Raw genomic sequence first — 13067 nt, 5'->3', positions numbered from 1 at the left:
GTTACTCTCCTCGTTTCTTAAAAGCTTTAAAGGGATAGCCTTCGCCTTTTACACCCCAGTTGTAAAATTCAAGTAAATTCAGGCGCAAGCCATGAATCACTCCACTCATAACACCCAGCACAAAATTTAACCCGTGACCCAAGACAATAATTAACGCGAACAAAATAAACCCGCCCGCTGACACCGAGTCTCTCGCCTCAACCGCAAGATCATTAAAGGTAACGGCCAGTGAGGCACTGGATAACCCAAGAGCGAACAAGCGCATATAACTAAGCACGTCACCGAACGCCTTAGACAAACCATATAACGCCGTAAAACCGTCAAATAACTGTAAGCATGAATTTTTTACGCTATCCAGTTTGCGTTCACCTGAAAACAATAAAATAAGCACGATCCCTGCAATCACAACTTTCAGAGAAAACGTAGCGGCTACATCAAGATCAGTAACACGCATGTAGCTAAGCCATAAAGCAAAAGCACCGACAATGCTGAGCACCCAGCCAACGGACGAAAGCGCGACTAACGAGGCGCGCCGCCCCCACGCAACCATGCTATTGGCAATCACCAAATGCAAAACACCCGCACCAATTGATAATTTCATCATTGATGAAAAATCGTTCATATTAATCACATGCAAGCGACTCAGGAGCGTTCCATCGGAGGGTGTAATACCAAAGTAACTGCCCACCAACACGCCATAAGCAAACGCAGCTGCAACCAGCGCCAACCACAGATTACGAATTCTTATTGTGGTTTCACTACCACTAAGCTTCTGCCAGCAGATCAACAAAATGCCACCCAATACCAGCGCGTAGCCTGCATCAGCCATAATCATTGAAAAGAACAATAAAAAAGAGAAAAAAATGACAATTGAAGGGTCCCAGGAACGATACCCGGGTAACTGAAAGAAAGAGACCGCTTCTTCCCCACCTCCCATAATATTGTCATTCTTCAATAGCGTAGGCGGAAGCTCGTTTGCAGCAGGTGCATCAAGCTGAAAAGCAACCGGCAAGCCTTGCGCCCACGCTTCAAAAGCAGGCCTGCTTTCGTCAGGCAACCAGGACTGTAAAACAAAAAAATCACCAGAATTCAAAACAAGCTGCTCAGCCAGTTTCAGTTCATGGGCATTAATAGTGTCATTCAAAGATAACGTAAGCGGCATTATCCAACGGGTTAGTGACTGTCGCTCGGCATTCAAATCTTCTAAGCGTACTAACGCCTCATTTTTTAATTTAGCCAGGCAGGAAAGGGAATTTGGCCCGATATGCGCTCTTGGAAACGGCACCTGTTCTGCATCTGGCTCATCAACGGAGATCACTACCAGATAGATACTTTTGTGGTCTTTATTAATGATTTTCCAGGGTATTTCAACCTTTTTCAACAGCGCTTCTTTGCTCAGTGGCACTAAATAAAGCCAAACCCGATACTGGTTCAATTCATCCAGAGGTGGAAATTCAAAATCGCCCCATACGCTTAATTCTTTTTGTCGCGCTGTGATTAATTCAATTTCATCAATGACATCTTCGCGGTCATGTTTGTTTTTTATGACCCGATCAATCACTTCTGATAATTCAATCGACTCAGATGGAATCTGCGTTCTTCTTTTAAAGGGTGCGCTCATTAAATAACTTAATGCTTCTCGCAGGTAGATGGTCGCATCCGTGGATTGATCTAAGGTCTGCTCTGACAGTGTAATAAGATGAGCTAATCCAAATGTCTGAAACTGCTCCATAATGGCGCTTTTTTCATTTATTTCGCCAATAAGCGTCAGTTTTTTTAACGTCGCTATGCTCACAGTTGCTCTTCTCCTATATCGACCAGCTTTCTTTGTTTAGCTAGCTTAGAGCGAACAACACCCGCCCTTTCCTGATCTGATAAGAAAAGACCTATTTTCTTTATATTGACTTCAGCTTCGGGGATCAGCACTTTTGAAAACAGGTTAACCCGCTGAGTAATGGTTCGTGCAGCCGCTTTCAGTTTTTCAAGCCTGATCCGCAGCACTTGCTCTTCCATTTTAAGCAGCATTACTTTCTCTAGTGAGACGGTTAGTTCGTCAAACCAATGCGGACGGATCAGATAGCCATATTCGGCTCTTTTGAAGTGAATGCTCTCTAAAACAGGTACTTTGGTTCCTAACAGGTTTTCTTCAGCCAATTTAAAACTTTCGACAACAACCAAACCCTCCATTTGAATATTGACGACGGCTAACATCGGCAGCTTTTGATATACGGAGGCTTCCAAAGACTCAATATCATGCACATGCTGCTGCAACGCTTCCTCTGCTTTTTTTCGCTCCAGCAACAGCTGCTTCTGTTTCATCTCCAGCGATGGCAGATAGCGACCATAGGCAGCTTTACGCTGCTTTTCTTTACTTAAGGCACTTTTATTAAGCGCTAACTTTGCCATCAGTCCCTGCCCAATATTTGTCCTTTAATGCCTGCTTAATGACCACTTCTTCTTTATCAAAACACTCAGCAAGCAATACCCAGCACGCATCAAGCGCGGCTTCCAGTTCCATCGAAATATCAAGACGCATAAATTGCTGTTTAAACAACTGACTGAACTTCAATAATTTATGATCAAACTCACTCAAATCAAATGCCATCGCCTGTTTCTGCTCGGCCTCAACACCTTCAGAGTAATAGCGAATCATCGTATTCATGATTTGGCTGTGATCATCGCGGGTCTGCTTACCAATGACATGCTGCTTAAGACGAGATAACGAACCGAACGGATCAATAACACCATTATGTAAATAAAACTGGCCCTCTGTTATATATCCCGTGTTGTCAGGTACCGGATGTGTCACATCATTTCCCGGCATGGTAGTCACAGATAATATGGTCACCGAACCCGCGCCTCTGAAGTCGCAGGCTTTCTCGTAACGACGCGCCAATTGAGAGTATAAATCCCCCATATAGCCACGATTAGATGGGATATGTTCCATCGCGATACCAATTTCTTTCATAGCATCGGCGTAAGCCGTCATATCCGTCATCAACACCAATACGCGTTTACCCTCTTCAACCGCCAGCTTTTCGGCTACCGCTAATGCGAGATCAGGCACCATTAATCGCTCTACGACCGGATCAGATGCAAGATTGACATACATAACAGTTCGCGACATTACGCCGGCATCTTCAAACATTTTTTTGAAGCCGTAGTAATCATCAAAAATCAAACCTAAGCCTGCAAAAATGACGACATCAGCATCCGCCTGCACACCAATACGTCCTAAAAATTTATTAAAAGGCTCTCCGGCAACCGAAAAAATAGGAATCTTCTGGCTTTCAACAAGACAGTTAAATACATCAATCATCGGGACGTTAGTACGAATCATCCGCGAAGCAAGCACACGCGCTGTCGGGTTTACTGTCGGGCCATTAATGGCAACCTTAGGCTCCTGAGTTAAACCAGGTCCGTTATCGATAGGCACGCCAGAGCCATTAAAAATACGACCGAAAATATTTTCAGAATAAATGGCCTGCATGGTTTCACCCAAAAAACGCACCGATGCATTATTGGACAAACCTTTGGTTCCGGAAAATGCCTGTAATGACACTAAGTCATCGGACAACTTGATGATCTGCGCTAACGAAAAAAACTCGCCGTTTTGTTCAATAATTGCCAGGTCTCGGTTTCTCGGCGGTGTACTCATAGCCGCCACATCAGACACGCGTAAGTTGATGATATCGCCGACAATGCTCGCTATGCCTTTATAGGAAGTGAACCCTAAGTCCATTTATCTATCCATCCTCATGCCTTCTACAATTAAGAAACTCAGTCACCAGATTTATCGGGTAAGACCGCTACTTTGAGTAACAGGCATTTCCCGTATTCGCTATTTTTAATGCAAAAGCAGTTTTTAATAAAATCACAGATATTGATGACACTCTGGTTTACACTCTTGTTCACACGTCAGCCAGTCGATAAACGCGATAGGCGACCTCCTCATAGGGATGAGCGGCCTTGAGTGTTTTTACCACCGCTTTAATCAGATGATCCTCACACACCATTTCTACTTTCCATTCGGCCAGCTTTTCTAACTGCCCCTGTTGTCCGATAAACGGCTGGCTACCCTCCACCGGGCGAAACTGACCTTGCCCCTGCACTTGCCAACAGCAGGAATCATAATCACCGATACGACCCGCTCCTTCTGCAAATAGCGCTGTTTTAACAGCCTCTCTATGTGACTCGGGAACATAAAACACAAGTTGATACATAAACTAACTCACATCACAAACCACTGCATTGACCTATAACATAAGACATTGCTCATCCATTGTGCAAGTGCATCATTAGAAGAATTTAAATCGCGTTTATACATTACACAGCTCACGCGAAATCTGTACTGATCAGAAAAAATCGGCATCTTTACACTATAATAGATAAACGTTAATTACATGGGTCACGCATGTTCAGACTTTTAAGCGTTCTAGTCGCTATCGTTTTGTTTTTTATCTGGCTGGCACCCGATAACCATACGTCTATAGATCAAACACCCCGCGTACAACCGCTGGCAGCATCACTGGCGACGCCCATTCAAAAAGAGGCGCAAAATGCGCAAGCCTTCCAGATAAAAGAATACACACTGCAGCCTAAAGCAGAAATCCACCTTGCGGCGCGCTTACTCAGTAAAGAACGCTATCGATTGGGAAGGGAGTCCGATCTATCACCTATGGATCTTGCGCTTGGCTGGGGGGCAATGGCAAACCCTCAGGTAACAGAGCAGATACAGATCTCACAAAGTGGCCGCTGGTTTCATTGGAAAACGGACAAACTCCCTATCCCACGCCGTGAAATAGAGCGAAATGCGGCGAACATGCATATCATTCCGGCAAATCCAACGGTAGAGAAGCAATTATCACGCATTGAGGAAGGCGATATCATCCGGCTATCAGGACAACTGGTCGATATACAAAGTCAGGACGGATACTTCTGGCGCACGTCAATGAGCCGCGAAGATATTGGTGCAGGAGCCTGTGAAATTATCTATACAACACAGTTAGATATCATCCCAGCCTCCTCATACAACTAAAAGCGAAAAAGCGATACCGACTAACGAATCACATCTCGTCGATTTGACGACGGATATCTTCGATTTTCCGTGCAACGACTTTTTCCAGATGATCAATATCATCCAGCAATTTAGCCTTACGTGATTGCGTTGTTTTATCTGCACTGACTAACTGATCCAGCTCGCCTACAGCGCGTAAAAAGTACGGCGACGATTCGGTCGTAGCGATATAAGGAACACGACCTTCATTGACACGCATATTTTTATGCATACGCTTGAATTTAAACTTTTTACTTTTTGTCATCCAATCGCCCTGATGGCGATGGAAATAGATTTTCAGAATATCTACATCCCCTTCAATACGAGAGGTATAACGCTCGATATCAGAAGTCTCATCAATACCCATTTCTGTTAATGTTGGAAATTTCTCAGCTGACATATCCCTACCACTCCACTGTTTTTCTTATCAAACCAAAGTATAAAGCACCATAAGAAAAAAATTCACTAAAGGAAACTAAAAATCTGCATTAAAAATAGTATATTAGCTCATATAAAAAAAGCCGCTCATGAGCGGCCTTAAAATAGTTAACGCAACAGGCATTAACGCAGACCCAATACATCCTGCATATCAAATTGCCCGGTTGATTGTGTATCCAGCCAAGCCGCTGCGCGCACTGCACCTTTAGCGAAGGTCATTCGACTGCTGGCTTTATGCGTAATCTCGATGCGCTCGCCTTCAGTGGCAAACAATACCGTATGATCACCTACCACATCGCCCGCACGGATCGTTTCAAAACCAATCTCTTTCTGCGTGCGTGCTCCGGTTTTGCCTTCACGGCCATACACAGCACACTCTTTAAGATCACGGCCTAAAGCATCGGCGACCACTTCGCCCAAACGTAATGCCGTACCTGACGGAGAATCGACTTTATGACGATGATGCGTTTCTATTACTTCAACATCGTAATCATCACCTAATGTACGCGCCACAAGATCCAGAACCTTGAAGCAGACATTCACACCAACACTCATGTTGGGCGCAAACACGACGGCTGTTTCCTTAGCACGCGCTGCCAGATGTAGCTTCTGGTTATCGGTTAAGCCTGTTGTACCAATGACGATTTTTTTAGCATGCGCCGCACAAAAATCCAAATTAGTCATCGTCGCTTCTGGTGAAGTAAAGTCTATCAGCAGATCAAAATCATCTTTCACTGACGCTAATTTATCAACCAGACGAACATCCAGCTTACCGACACCCGCTAACTCCCCAGCGTCGGCACCGACTAACGAACTTCCGGGTTGCACGACCGCCGCTGTCAAACTCACACCAGGTGCCTGGCACACGGCTTCGATCAAGGCCTTACCCATACGCCCGGCGGCACCCATTACTGCAATTCTCATCATATTCTTCCCCTGTTCTGAGCGCCGTTGCTATTTTTTTCCCAGGTCGATGCGCTGATTCATATTGAATGCAGGTTTATCGCATCCAGATGTTCCTACCACATGCGCAGGAACACCCACCACCGTGGTATGACATGGCACATCTTCCAGCACAACACTGCCCCCACCGACTTTAGCGCCCTTGCCAACTTCGATATTACCTAAAATTTTAGCACCCGCGCCGATCAATACACCTTCGCGAATCTTCGGATGACGATCACCGCTTTCATTGCCCGTACCACCCAGGGTAACGGACTGTAAAATAGACACATCGTTCTCGATCACACAGGTTTCACCCACCACAATACCTGTCGCATGATCAAACATAACCCCATGACCAATTTTGGCAGCCGGGTGTATATCTACCTGACACATAGTGCTGACACGACTTTGGATATACGACGCCATCGAACGACGGCCCTGATGCCAGAACCAATGGGCTACCCGATGTGCTTGCAAGGCATGAAAACCTTTCAGATAAAGCAGCACTGTCGAGCAATGCACTACCGCAGGGTCACGCATTCTGACTGCAATAATATCGTGACACGCCGCGATAATTATCTCAGGATCTGAATCCATCGCTTTCTCAAACAATTCGCGCAGTAATAACGACGACATCACATCATCCGCTAACTTGCTGGCCAAAAGGTAAGATAACGCTGATTTCAGATCAGAATGATTAATAATACAAGAGTGGTAAAAACTAGCGAGGCAAGGTTCTTTCGCAACTTCAGTTTTTGCTTCTTCCTGAATACTTAGCCACAACTCAGCAGGTTCTGTCGTTAGATTCGTCATTGGTAACACTCCAGACAACTCGGGCCGCTAGGCGGCCCGATTTACATCAATCTTCGAAAAACTTTTTCACAGAATCAAAGAAGGAGTGCCTCTTTGGACTATGTTTTCTATGCCCTTCTTCAGTCGTTTCCTGGAACTCGCGTAGCAGTTCTTTTTGACGACTATTAAGATTGACAGGGGTTTCTACCACGACTTTAACCATCAGGTCACCTGCGCCACCGCCTCGAACCGGAGCCACACCTTTACCACGTAAGCGGAAAAGTTTACCCGTTTGAGTTTCAGCAGGAACTTTCAGTTTTACGCGACCATTCAGCGTCGGCACTTCGAGCTCACCACCCAAAGCAGCATCGATAAAGCTGATAGGGACTTCGCAGTATAGATGTCGGCCATCACGTTCAAAGATGGCATGCTCACGCACACTCACCTGAACATAAAGATCACCGGCCGGGCCTCCGTGGCTGCCAGCTTCACCTTCACCTGACAAACGAATACGATCGCCCGTATCCACACCCGCTGGAATCTTAACGGACAATGTTTTGGTTTTCTCAACACGTCCCTGGCCATGACAGCTATTACATGGATCGCTGATTACTTTACCTTCGCCGCGACACGTTGGACAGGTCTGCTGCACGGAGAAGAACCCCTGCTGCATACGCACCTGACCCACACCGCCACAAGTGCTACATGTTTTAGCCGAGGTGCCTTTTTTAGCGCCACTGCCATCACAGGGTTCACAAGGAACTAATGTAGGTACTTTAATGGTTTTTTCAACACCACGCACCGCTTCTTCAAGCGAGAGATCCATCGTGTAACGAAGGTCAGCACCACGTTGAACGGAGCTACGACGGCCGCCGCCACCTCCGCCAAATATATCACCGAAAACGTCACCAAAAACGTCAGAGAAGCCGCCATCAAAGCCGCCACCGCCACGCATACTGGGATCGACACCGGCATGACCATACTGATCATAGGCTGCTTTTTTCTGCGCATCCGAAAGCACTTCATAGGCTTCGTTCAGCTCTTTGAACTTTGCTTCTGCCGATGCATCATCAGGGTTACGATCCGGGTGGTGTTTCATCGCCTGACGACGAAACGCCTTTTTAATATCCCGATCATTTGCGTTACGATCAACACCTAAAATTTCATAATAATCTTGCTTAGACATATCCGGAAAAAGTCTCTTGCAGCGGTTAGCTCCCGCCGGGAGCCGGACACAACAACGCGGGCTAACGCCCGCGCTGTCACACTTCAGTAATCACAAGGGGTAAGAAAGATCTTACTTCTTGTCATCCTTTACTTCTTCAAACTCAGCATCGACAGCGTCATCGGCAGTATCTTTTTCAGGGCTGGCTTCTTCAGCAGCGCCTTCACCTTGCTTAGCCGCGTCTGCATACATTTTTTCTGCCAGAGCAGAAACAACAGCAGTCAGCGCTTCAGTTTTACTATCGATATCAGCTTTATCATCCGCTTTGAGTGCCGTTTCCAAATCAGTGATCGCAGCTTCAATCGCTGTTTTCTCTTCTTCAGTTGCTTTATCGCCACCTTCTTTCAGCGTTTTCTTCGCAGAGTGAACCATCGCATCACCATGGTTACGTGCCTGCGTTAACTCTTCGAAGAGTTTATCCGCATCAGCATTCGCTTCCGCGTCACGCACCATCTGCTCAACTTCTTCATCACTTAAACCTGAAGAGGCTTTGATGATAATAGACTGCTCTTTACCCGTTGCTTTATCTTTAGCCGACACGTTCAGAATACCGTTAGCATCCAGATCGAAGGTTACTTCAATCTGCGGGATACCACGCTGTGCCGGTGGAATGTCTGCCAAGTCAAAACGGCCCAGAGATTTGTTCTGTGACGCCTGCTTACGCTCACCCTGTACCACATGGATGGTTACCGCATTCTGGTTATCATCTGCTGTAGAGAAGATCTGAGACTTCTTAGTCGGGATAGTCGTGTTCTTGTCGATCAATGAAGTGGCGATACCACCCATTGTCTCGATACCCAGCGTTAGCGGAGTTACATCTAACAACAGAACATCTTTAACATCACCTGACAATACCGCACCCTGAATCGCTGCGCCTACGGCTACCGCTTCATCCGGGTTAACATCTTTACGTGCTTCTTTGCCAAAGAAGTCAGCAACAACCTGCTGAACCAAAGGCATACGTGTCTGACCACCCACCAAGATTACTTCGTCGATATCAGAAGCGCTCAGGCCAGCATCTTTCAGCGCGATACGGCAAGGGTTGATCGAGTTTGTGACTAATTCTTCAACCAGAGATTCCAGTTTTGAACGAGTAATTTTCACGTTCAAATGCTTAGGACCGCTTGCATCAGCCGTAATATAAGGCAGGTTCACATCAGTAGACTGCGAAGTAGACAGCTCAACTTTTGCTTTTTCTGCCGCTTCTTTCAAGCGCTGCAGTGCCAATGGATCATTGTGCAGATCAATACCAGACTCTTTCTTGAACTCAGCAGCCAAGTATTCGATCAAACGCATATCGAAATCTTCACCACCAAGGAAAGTATCACCGTTAGTCGCCAATACTTCGAACTGGTGCTCACCATCTACATCAGCGATTTCGATGATAGAGATGTCGAAAGTACCACCACCCAAGTCATAAACAGCGATTGTTTTATCGCCTTTAGACTGGTCCATACCGTATGCCAGTGCTGCGGCAGTTGGCTCGTTGATAATACGCTTAACGTCCAACCCTGCGATCTTACCCGCATCTTTAGTCGCCTGACGCTGAGAGTCATTAAAGTAAGCTGGAACCGTGATAACGGCACCGGTTACTTCTTCACCCAGGTAGTCTTCTGCTGTTTTCTTCATTTTCTTCAGGATTTCAGCAGAGATCTGTGGCGGTGCCATTTTTTTATCTCTTACCTGCACCCATGCATCGCCATTATCAGCTTCGATAATTTTGTACGGCACCATGCTGATATCTTTCTGCACAACATCATCTTTAAAGCGACGTCCGATCAGACGCTTAATAGCATATAGAGTGTTATGCGGGTTAGTTACAGCCTGACGCTTTGCAGACTGACCGACCAAAATTTCATCTTCGGCATAGGCGATAATAGAAGGGGTTGTACGATCACCTTCAGCGTTTTCGATCACGCGTGTTTTACCGCCATCCAGAACTGCCACACAAGAGTTGGTCGTACCCAAATCTATACCAATAATTTTACCCATGTTTTTCTCTCCGAAGTTCTCAGCTCATTGCGTGAGCTATAAATCTGTTAAAATCTGTATGCCCTTTATATGGATACGTTTTGTACAATTTCAAGGCATTTACTAAGGATTTTTTAACTTTTTGAAACCATCACCATCGCCGGACGAACTAAACGCCCATTCAGGGTGTACCCTTTCTGCATAACCGCTACAACGGTATTTGGTTTAGCATCCGGAGCATCGACCAGCGACATGGCCTGATGCAAAACAGGGTCGAATGCTTCACCTTGCGGATCAACTCGCTCCACTTTAAATTTAGCCAAACCGCTGATAAACATCCCGTGCGTCATTTCAACGCCTTCACGCAAGCTTTTGGTCGCCTCATCGTCAACATTACACGCTTCAAGCGTACGCTCGAGGCTATCGACAATAGGCAGCATTTCATTTACAAATTTATCCAGTGCAAACTTATGCGCTTTTTCAACATCCTGCTCAGCACGACGACGTACATTTTGTACATCAGCTGCCGCACGTAGCATCTGTTCTTTAAGGTCAGCGGCCTCTTGCTGAGCGGCTGCCAACTGTTTTGACAACTCATCAATAGCCGAGCCCTGCTCACCACTATTTGCTGCATCGGCATTCACAACTTCTTCAGCTTGCGCCTCCAATACTTGTTCAGCCTCTCCTGCTACGGCATCAATGTCGTCGCTTACCACTTGTTCATTTTTTGTCGTCTGGTCATTTGCCATTGGGGCTCTCCAACTCAAGCAGCCATAAAATACTAGAAAATCGAATGCCATGTTTATGGGGATTAACGCCAGTAAACTCAACCCTAAGCCGATTTTTTTTTAACATAACCGCAGAGACACGATTGCACCTGAAACAAAAATCCCTTATAAATAAACTACTGTATAAAAACACATGTATGGATCTCTGGTTATGCTGACACAATTGACTATCCGCAACTACGCTATCGTTGAATCTCTCGACCTGGAGCTCAGCAAAGGGATGACTGTGGTCAGCGGCGAAACCGGGGCGGGCAAGTCCATCATGCTCGACGCGCTAGGCCTTGCGCTGGGTTATCGAGCCGATAGCGGCAGTGTCAGACAAGGGGCTGAGCGCGCCGAAATCATTGCCAGCTTCAATATAGACACACTGCAAGAGGCACAAGACTGGCTGAAAGAGCAGGACCTTGATCAAGACAATGAATGCATCATCAGACGCGTCATTACCCGCGAAGGCCGTTCACGCAGCTATATCAACGGTCAACCCTGCCCACTCAATGCCTTAAAAGAGCTGGGCGAATACCTGATTGCTATACATGGGCAGCATGAACACCAGCGTTTGTTAAAAAAAGAACATCACCGCGAACTTCTCGACCAATTCGCCAGCAACACCCAGCAGGCCCAAACGGTTAAAAACCTATACCATGTCTGGCAAAAAAAGCAGAAGCACCTCGAAGAGCTGCTCAATCAGGATGATGAACAGCAAGCCAAAATCCAGCTTCTCAGCTATCAGTTGGACGAACTCAACCAACTCAGCATGACAGAAGGCGAGCTAGAGCATCTGGAAGAGGAACAAAAAACCCTCAGCCAGGCAGGCAGCATTCTTCAGAATGGACACCAGGCCTTAGAACTGACGACAGAAGGCGAGCAGGAAAATTGCGTGCAACTACTGCATCATGCCATACAGATTCTCGCTGAGCTGAAAGATCAGACACCCGCCATCGCACAGGCCGCCGAATTACTGAATAGCGCACAGATACAGATAGATGAGGCAAGCCAGGAGCTGCGCCATTACCTGGATCGTGTAGAGATCAACCCAGAGCGATTAATTGAAACAGAAGAGCGCCTGTCCTGTATTTATGAAATTGCACGTAAACACAGAGTGCAGCCTGAATCACTGCCAGACTTTCATCATCAACTTAAAGTTGAGCTTGAATCATTACAGCACTCTGATGAAATACTCGCACAGCTCAACAAGGAAATGGAGCAACTCTATTCGCAATATGAAAACGCAGCAAACCAACTGAGCATATCGCGTAATAAAGCAGCCACTCAGATCAACAGTCAGATTAATGAGCAGCTTCACCTGCTGGGAATGACATCTGCCTGCTTTACCGCATCCCTTAGCAAAACAGACAAACCTCAGGCCAGCGGCTTAGAAGATATCGAATTCCTCATATCCACCAACAAAGGCCAACCGGCACGCCCACTGGCCAAAATAGCATCCGGCGGAGAACTGTCCCGCATCAGTTTGGCCATACAGGTGATTACGGCGCAAAGCTCCACCACACCCACGCTGATCTTCGATGAAGTCGATGTTGGTATTGGCGGCGCCATAGCTGAAGTGGTTGGTCGCATGCTGAAACAATTAGGTGAGCGTGCCCAAATCATGTGCGTCACTCACCAACCACAAGTAGCCTCACAAGGACATCAACACCTGTTTGTCAGCAAACGTGCAGATAAAGAGAACACACATACCCAAATCAACTCACTTGCCAAAAAAGATCGCATCCAGGAGATTGCCCGCATGCTGGGCGGCATCGATGTCACTAAGCGCTCCATCGATCACGCAAAAGAGATGCTGGGATATTGAAACCAAAAAAACCGACGCAGGGTCGGTTTCTTTAATCATTTA

General features: G+C 46.4%; 12 protein-coding genes. 2 read left to right on the top strand and 10 right to left on the bottom strand.

Annotated elements, in window-relative coordinates; genetic code table 11:
- Position 1: 1 nt before the first annotated feature.
- From BM099_RS02750 to BM099_RS02735, 4 genes are all read right to left on the bottom strand, one after another.
- Positions 2–1795, bottom strand: a complete 1794-nt coding sequence (locus BM099_RS02750) for a V-type ATP synthase subunit I (protein WP_090724017.1) — start codon at positions 1793–1795, stop codon at positions 2–4.
- Positions 1792–2406 (bottom strand): V-type ATP synthase subunit D, encoded by a 615-nt coding sequence (locus tag BM099_RS02745; protein WP_090724015.1) that lies wholly within the window; start codon positions 2404–2406, stop codon positions 1792–1794. Before BM099_RS02745 ends, BM099_RS02750 begins: the two co-directional genes overlap by 4 nt.
- A complete protein-coding gene (locus tag BM099_RS02740; RefSeq protein WP_090724010.1) occupies positions 2387–3742 on the bottom strand; it encodes a V-type ATP synthase subunit B in 1356 nt (451 codons plus the stop codon). Before BM099_RS02740 ends, BM099_RS02745 begins: the two co-directional genes overlap by 20 nt.
- A gap of 169 nt (positions 3743–3911) precedes the next feature.
- Positions 3912–4223, bottom strand: a complete 312-nt coding sequence (locus BM099_RS02735; protein WP_090724007.1) for a YqfO family protein — start codon at positions 4221–4223, stop codon at positions 3912–3914.
- 191 nt (positions 4224–4414) lie between these two features.
- Here BM099_RS02735 and BM099_RS02730 point away from each other — a divergent pair, with 191 nt between their 5' ends.
- On the top strand, positions 4415–5038 hold the full coding sequence (locus BM099_RS02730) for a hypothetical protein (RefSeq protein ID WP_090724005.1): 624 nt from the start codon (positions 4415–4417) through the stop codon (positions 5036–5038).
- A 28-nt stretch (positions 5039–5066) separates the two neighbouring features.
- Here BM099_RS02730 and BM099_RS02725 read toward each other — a convergent pair whose 3' ends face one another.
- The 6 genes from BM099_RS02725 to grpE form a co-directional block, all read right to left on the bottom strand.
- The gene (locus BM099_RS02725; RefSeq protein ID WP_090724003.1) at positions 5067–5456 is read right to left on the bottom strand and encodes a DUF3461 family protein; all 390 of its coding nucleotides are present in this window, start codon (positions 5454–5456) and stop codon (positions 5067–5069) included.
- Positions 5457–5617: 161 nt separating this feature from the next.
- The gene (gene dapB, locus BM099_RS02720) at positions 5618–6421 is read right to left on the bottom strand and encodes a 4-hydroxy-tetrahydrodipicolinate reductase (RefSeq protein WP_198064068.1); all 804 of its coding nucleotides are present in this window, start codon (positions 6419–6421) and stop codon (positions 5618–5620) included.
- A gap of 27 nt (positions 6422–6448) precedes the next feature.
- Positions 6449–7252 (bottom strand): serine O-acetyltransferase, encoded by an 804-nt coding sequence (gene cysE, locus BM099_RS02715; protein ID WP_090724000.1) that lies wholly within the window; start codon positions 7250–7252, stop codon positions 6449–6451.
- Positions 7253–7298: 46 nt separating this feature from the next.
- The gene (gene dnaJ / locus BM099_RS02710) at positions 7299–8417 is read right to left on the bottom strand and encodes a molecular chaperone DnaJ (protein WP_090723998.1); all 1119 of its coding nucleotides are present in this window, start codon (positions 8415–8417) and stop codon (positions 7299–7301) included.
- 111 nt (positions 8418–8528) lie between these two features.
- On the bottom strand, positions 8529–10448 hold the full coding sequence (gene dnaK / locus BM099_RS02705) for a molecular chaperone DnaK (protein WP_090723996.1): 1920 nt from the start codon (positions 10446–10448) through the stop codon (positions 8529–8531).
- 113 nt (positions 10449–10561) lie between these two features.
- Positions 10562–11176, bottom strand: coding sequence for a nucleotide exchange factor GrpE (gene grpE, locus BM099_RS02700; protein ID WP_090723994.1), 615 nt, complete (start codon positions 11174–11176; stop codon positions 10562–10564).
- 190 nt (positions 11177–11366) lie between these two features.
- Between grpE and recN the strand changes: the two genes are divergently transcribed.
- Positions 11367–13025 (top strand): DNA repair protein RecN, encoded by a 1659-nt coding sequence (gene recN, locus BM099_RS02695; protein WP_090723992.1) that lies wholly within the window; start codon positions 11367–11369, stop codon positions 13023–13025.
- Positions 13026–13067 lie beyond the last annotated feature (42 nt).

The sequence above is a fragment of the Neptunomonas qingdaonensis genome (assembly GCF_900113275.1).
Classification (GTDB): Bacteria; Pseudomonadota; Gammaproteobacteria; order Pseudomonadales; family Balneatricaceae; genus Neptunomonas; species Neptunomonas qingdaonensis.
This window is presented reverse-complemented; position numbering and strand designations above follow the sequence as displayed.